This window comes from Mesorhizobium sp. M7A.F.Ca.MR.148.00.0.0 (assembly GCF_003997735.1).
In the GTDB taxonomy this organism is placed as follows: Bacteria; Pseudomonadota; Alphaproteobacteria; order Rhizobiales; family Rhizobiaceae; genus Mesorhizobium.
In genome coordinates this window covers 1-6408 of the sequence record NZ_RZTB01000188.1, presented here as the reverse complement: position 1 = coordinate 6408, position 6408 = coordinate 1, and the positions used below count along the sequence as shown (strand labels likewise).

The window sequence follows — 6408 nt, the reverse complement described above, 5'->3', positions numbered from 1 at the left end:
GACTGGAAGACCCAGTCATAGGCGGCGGTCTCTTCCAGCCGCACCGCCTCGCCCTTGGTGAGCGGATGGCCCCGGCGCACGATCAGGCAGGCCTTCTCGACGCCGATGACGCGCGACTCGAACAGCCGCGGATTGAGATCGTCCGGGATGCGCGCGATGATGAAGTCATGGCGCGTGGCGATCAGCTCGCGTGCCAGCACATTGGAGGTCTCGACCTGCATGGTGATCTCGATGCGCGGATAGATGCGGCGGATTTCACGAATCGCCGGCACCGCCAGCTCGATTGCCGGCGCGGTCACGGCACCCAGGAAAACCGAACCACCCTTGCCCGCCTTGAGTTCGGAAATCTCGCGGTCCACCTCGCGCATCTCCAGCAGGATCGAGCGCGCCCGCCTGGCCAAAGCCTTGCCGTATGGCGTCAAGGTGATACCGCGCGGCAGCCTCTCGCACAGCTTGACCTCCAGCACCGCCTCCATCTCTGCGATCATGCGCGAGGCCGCCGGCTGCGAAATGTTCAGAACCTGGGCTGCCGCGCTGACCCGGCTGTGGTCGTCTAGCGCGACGATCATGCGCATGTGACGCAGACTGAGACCGCTGCGCAGCAGGGTTTCGCCATCGCCCGGTGCTTCTCTGTAACCATTTGAAGCTGTTGTCGGATTCCCGGGCCGCGCCATCGCTTTTCCCTGCCTTCTGCTCGTGTAAGGCCGACCTTGGAGTCAGCCCGTCACGTCCCAATACATATACCAACCATGATATAGCAACCATCAAAGATCGCATTTGACAGTTATGGCAAAGACCCACACCCTCCGCGCGTTCCAAGACGTGACGGTCGCTGACGAGAAAAATCGTATCGATTGAATCAGCGTCTCGGGGCCATGGGAGGATACCGGAGATCGATATGACGGCAGCAGTGCCCTTGGCGCTTCTGCACGATTGCGCGGCCCGCGACCCCCGGGGTGCCGCGTCCATCAAACAGGGAGAGTTAAAGTGAAAATCATCAAGACACTGGCCGCCGTCGCGGCCCTTGGCATCGCTGCCATGACCTACTCGGCGCACGCAGCCGACAAGGGTCTTGTCGGCGTGCTGATGCCGACCAAGACCTCGCAGCGCTGGATCAATGACGGCGACGCCGTCAAGTCCCAGCTCGAGGCTCTCGGCTACACCGTCGACCTGCAATACGCGCAGGACGACATCCCCAACCAGCTCAGCCAGCTGGAAAACGAAATCACCAAAGGCCCGAAGGCGCTGATCATTGCTTCGATCGACGGCACCACCCTGTCGGATGCTCTGCAGAAGGCCGCTGACGCGGGCGTCGTCGTCGTCGCCTATGACCGCCTGATCAAGAAGACCGCCAATGTCGACTACTACACCACCTTCGACAATTTCGGCGTCGGCGTGATCCAGGCGAATTCGCTGGTCAAGGGCCTCAAGGAGCGCTTCCCGAACACCAAGCCGTGGAACGTCGAACTGTTCGGCGGCTCGCCCGACGACAACAACGCCTTCTTCTTCTACGACGGTGCGATCTCCGTCCTGCAGCCACTGATCGACGACGGCTCGATCAAGATCAAGTCCGGCCAGACCGGCATGGACAAGGTCGGCACGCTGCGTTGGCTCGCCGCCACCGCCCAGGCGCGCATGGACAATCTGCTGTCGGCCAACTATTCGGACGGCAGCCGCGTCGATGGCGTTCTGTCGCCCTATGACGGCCTGTCGCGCGGCATCACCGCCTCGCTGCGCGCCGTCGGTTACGGCACGGACGCACAGCCCTGGCCGATCGTGACTGGCCAGGATGCCGAGACCGCCTCGGTCAAGCTGATCATCACGGGCGAGCAGTACTCGACCGTGTTCAAGGACACCCGCGAACTGGCCAAGGCCACCGTCGAACTCGTCGACAAGGTGCTCTCGGGCGGCAAGCCGGACGGCCTCGATGAAAAGACCTACAACAACGATGTCAAGGTCGTCCCCTCGATCCTGTTGACGCCGCATGAGGTCGACAAGTCGAACTACCAGGCACTGGTCGTCGACTCCGGCTACATCAAGGCCGACGAACTGAAGTAACCCCGATTACAAAGTCAGGGGTCCTGCGCAACGCAGGGCCCCTTTTCGTTCACCAGCGAGCCCGGTATTGTCGCCGACCTCGCCGGCAATGTTTGCCGACCTCTCAAGGAGCGGTTGTCCCATGGCCCCGACGATTTTGGAGATGCGCGACATCACCAAGACGTTCCCCGGCGTGAAGGCGCTGTCGAACGTCAACCTCAGCGTCGAGGAAGGCGAGATTCATGCCGTGGTCGGCGAGAACGGCGCCGGCAAGTCGACGCTGATGAAGGTGCTGTCGGGCGTCTATCCCTCAGGAACCTATGACGGCCAGATCATCTTTAACGGCGGGGAATGCCAGTTCAAAGGCATCCATGACAGCGAGCGCAAGGGCATCGTCATCATCCACCAGGAACTTGCGCTGGTGCCGATGCTGTCGATCGCCGAAAACATCTTCCTCGGCAACGAGCACGCCAGATACGGCATCATCGACTGGAATTCCAACGAGGCGCGCACCAGCGCCCTGTTGAAGAAGGTGGGCCTCAAGGAGGACCCCAAGACGCTGATCACCAATATCGGCGTCGGCAAGCAGCAGCTGGTCGAGATCGCCAAGGCGTTGAGCAAGGAAGTCAAGCTCCTGATCCTGGACGAGCCGACGGCGTCGCTCAGCGAAAAGGACAGCCAGGCGCTGCTCGACCTTCTGCTCGAATTCAAGCGGCAGGGCATGACCTCGATCCTGATCTCGCACAAGCTCAACGAGGTGAACCGGGTCGCAGACAAGGTGACGGTGATCCGTGACGGGCGCACCATCGAGACGCTGGCCAAGAAGGACATCTCTGAAGACCGCATCATCACTTCGATGGTCGGCCGCTCACTCGACGACCGCTATCCGCCGCGCGAGCCTGACATCGGCGAGGTCGTGTTCGAAGTGAAGAACTGGTCGGTCTATCACCCGATCCATGCCGAGCGGCAGGTGATCAAGGGCATCGACATCAACGTGCGCAAGGGCGAAGTGGTGGGCATTGCCGGGCTGATGGGCGCTGGCCGCACCGAATTCGCCATGAGCCTGTTCGGCCGCTCCTACGGCCGCCGCATCTCCGGCGAGGTGCTGCTCAAGGGCAAGCCGGTCGACGTATCCTCGGTGAGCAAGGCGGTCCAACACGGTATCGCCTACGTCACAGAGGACCGCAAGACCTACGGTCTCAACCTCATCGACCATATCAAGCACAACATCACGCTGGCCAATCTTGGCGGCGTCTCGCGCCACAGCGTGATCGACGACATGCGCGAGCTCGCCGTTGCCAATGACTATCGCAAGAAGACCAATATCCGCGCTTCCAGCGTCTATCAGATGACCGGCAATCTCTCCGGCGGCAACCAGCAGAAAGTGGTGTTGTCGAAATGGCTGTTCGCCGACCCGGACGTGCTGATCCTCGACGAGCCGACGCGCGGCATCGATGTCGGCGCCAAGTACGAAATCTATACGATCATCGCCCGTCTCGCGGCTGAGGGTAAGGCGATCGTCGTCATCTCGTCGGAAATGCCGGAATTGCTTGGCATCACCGACCGCATCTACGTCATGAACGAAGGGCGCATCGTGGGCGAAATGCCCGCCGCGGAAGCAAGCCAGGAAAAAATAATGCGCGCCATCGTTCGTGGAGAAGGAAAAGCAGCATGAGCACCGAAAGCGCCCCCGCCCCGCAGGGCAACGTCGCCGAAGAGCAGCGCCCACGCATCGCCGTCTCGGCGCTGACGACGAACCTGCGCGAATACGGCCTGATCCTGGCGCTGATCGCCATCATGGTGTTCTTCCAGTTCACCACGAACGGAACGCTGTTCAAGCCGGTGAACCTGAGCAACCTGGTGCAGCAGAACTCGTTCATCATCGTGATGGCGCTGGGCATGCTGCTGGTCATCGTCTCCGGTCATATCGATCTAAGCGTTGGCTCGGTCGCTGGCTTCATCGGCGCGCTGGCGGCGATGATGATGGTCATCTGGCCGCTCGGTCCGTTCAGCAACCCGCTGGTGGTTTCGATCATCTGCCTCATCGTGGGCGGCGCGATCGGTGCGGCGCAAGGCTACTGGATCGCCTATCACCGAATACCGAGCTTCATCGTCACGCTGGCCGGCATGCTGATCTTCCGCGGCATCTGCCAGGCCCTGCTGGGCGGCGGATCCTCGGTGGGGCCGCTACCCGATGGCTTCAAGGCGCTCAGCTCCGGCTTCATCCCGGATGTCATCGGCCCGCTGACGCTGATCCCGCCCACGGTGAACGCGGCCGGCAAGACCATCATGGGCAGCGGCCTGACGCTGCACATGACGACGATCGTGCTAGGCCTGATCGCTGTGCTGGCCTACGCCTATTTCGGGGTGAGGACGCGCCGCAAGCGCGAACGCCATGGCTATGAGGCCGAGCCCTTTGCCCTGTTCGTCGTCAAGACGCTGGTCGGCAGCGCGCTGGCGCTGTTCCTGGTCTACCAGTTCGCCAGCTACAGGGGCCTGCCGGTGGTGCTGCTCGTCATGGGCGTGCTGATCTCGCTGTTCGTCTTCGTCACCAAGCGCATGACCATCGGCCGCCGTATCTATGCCATGGGCGGCAATTCCAAGGCCGCGCAGCTGTCAGGCATCAACACCGAGCGGCTGACGCTGATGGTGTTCATCAATATGGGCGTGCTGTCGGCGCTCGGCGGCCTGATCATCGCGGCGCGACTGGGACAGGCGGTGCCGGCCGCGGGCCTCGGCAGCGAGCTCGACGTCATCGCCGCCGTCTTCATCGGCGGCGCCTCGGCGATGGGCGGCGTCGGTCAGGTCATCGGCGCGGTGGTCGGCGGCTTCATCATGGGCGTGATGAACAACGGCATGTCGATCATGGGCGTCAACGTCGACTGGCAGCAGGTGGTCAAAGGCCTGGTGCTGCTCGGTGCCGTGATCTTCGACGTCTACAACAAGAACAAGGCTTGAACGGGCTTAAGAGCAATTCCAAGGAAAAGTGTGAAACGGTTTTCCGCCTGGAATTGCGCCAAGACAATGAGTTAGAGCGGTTCGCCGTTTCCGTGAAACGGTGAACTGCTCTAGGCGAGGCAAGCAGGAGGCATACGATCGCGGCGCTGCCGGCAACCCGCCGGTAACAGAAGTCCCTGAGGGTCCAGGCCCGCGAGCGCAATCCGAACTGAGAATTTAAACCGTGGCATGGACGAGGTCCCGGCCGCGCTGAGTAAGGTCTGCCGTTTTGGCAGTCCTGCCAAGGCAAATGAGAGAGGATTCATCATGCTGATCTCCCAGATCCTCGACGACGCCGAGACCATCCGCGTCGTCGCCCGCAATGGCGGCAAGACCCGGATCATCAATGGCGCCCGCAGCGTCTATTCGCTGGCGATGGAGGCCGCCCGCACCGGCGTCGGCCTCGTCGCGCTGATCGAACGCAAGGGGCTTGGCGAGACGGTCGATCTCGATGCCGCTTACAAGAAGGGGCGGCTGCTGTCGCCGATCAATCACCCTGATCCGGCGCATCTGCACCTGACCGGCACCGGGCTGACGCATCTCGGCTCCGCCGCGACGCGCGATTCCATGCACAAGAAGCTGAGCGCCGACGGCGAGGAGCAGCTCACCGATTCCATGAAGATGTTTCGCATGGGGCTGGAGGGCGGCAAGCCGGCGAATGGCCAGATCGGCGTGCAGCCGGAATGGTTCTACAAGGGCAACGGCACGATGGCGGTGGCGCCAGGCGCCGCACTCCTGTCACCGGCCTTTGCCAAGGACGCCGGCGAAGAGCCCGAGGTGGCCGGCATCTATGTCATCGGCGACGACGGCGCACCTTTCCGCGTCGGCTTCACGCTGTCGAACGAGTTTTCCGACCACGTGACCGAGCGCGTGAACTATCTGTTCCTCGCCCATTCCAAGCTGCGCAACGCCTCGTTCGGTCCGGAAATCCTGATCGGCGACCTGCCGCCCGATATCCGCGGCACCTCGCGCATCGTGCGTGACAGCGAGGTGCTGTGGGAAAAGCCGTTCCTGTCCGGCGAAGCGAACATGTCGCACACCATCGCCAATCTCGAACATCACCATTTCAAATACGCGGCCTTCCGCCAGCCGGGCGACGTGCATGTGCATATGTTCGGCACGGCCACGCTCTCTTTCGCCGATGGCATCAGGACCGAGGCCGGCGATGTGTTCGAGATCGAGGCCGGGGACTTCGGCCTGCCGCTGCGCAACCCGCTGGAGATCGAAAAGCCGGTGAAGGTGGCTGTGAAGGCGCTTTGAGGTAGCGCCTTTTTCCTTCTCCCCTTGTGGGAGAAGGTGGATCGGCGCGTTAGCGCCGAGACGGATGAGGGGTGTTCCAGCGAAATAAGACGTTTGCGTTCCCTGGAACACCCC

Annotated in this window: 5 protein-coding genes; 4 read left to right on the top strand and 1 reads right to left on the bottom strand. The window is 62.3% G+C overall.

The window, feature by feature from the left end; translation table 11 throughout:
* A partial coding sequence (locus tag EOB49_RS32200) for a LysR family transcriptional regulator (RefSeq protein ID WP_164781884.1) occupies positions 1–674 on the bottom strand: 674 nt, incomplete at its 3' end.
* A 313-nt stretch (positions 675–987) separates the two neighbouring features.
* On the opposite strand from EOB49_RS32200, the gene chvE reads away from it, so the two are divergent.
* The 4 genes from chvE (at position 988) to araD1 (ending at position 6294) form a co-directional block, all read left to right on the top strand.
* The gene (gene chvE, locus EOB49_RS32195; RefSeq protein WP_127266709.1) at positions 988–2058 is read left to right on the top strand and encodes a multiple monosaccharide ABC transporter substrate-binding protein; all 1071 of its coding nucleotides are present in this window, start codon (positions 988–990) and stop codon (positions 2056–2058) included.
* A 121-nt stretch (positions 2059–2179) separates the two neighbouring features.
* Positions 2180–3712, top strand: a complete 1533-nt coding sequence (gene mmsA, locus EOB49_RS32190) for a multiple monosaccharide ABC transporter ATP-binding protein (RefSeq protein WP_127319685.1) — start codon at positions 2180–2182, stop codon at positions 3710–3712.
* The gene (gene mmsB, locus EOB49_RS32185; protein ID WP_027038593.1) at positions 3709–4995 is read left to right on the top strand and encodes a multiple monosaccharide ABC transporter permease; all 1287 of its coding nucleotides are present in this window, start codon (positions 3709–3711) and stop codon (positions 4993–4995) included. The genes mmsA and mmsB overlap by 4 nt, the downstream gene beginning before the upstream one ends.
* Before the next feature lie 306 nt (positions 4996–5301).
* On the top strand, positions 5302–6294 hold the full coding sequence (araD1, locus tag EOB49_RS32180) for an AraD1 family protein (protein WP_127383344.1): 993 nt from the start codon (positions 5302–5304) through the stop codon (positions 6292–6294).
* Positions 6295–6408 lie beyond the last annotated feature (114 nt).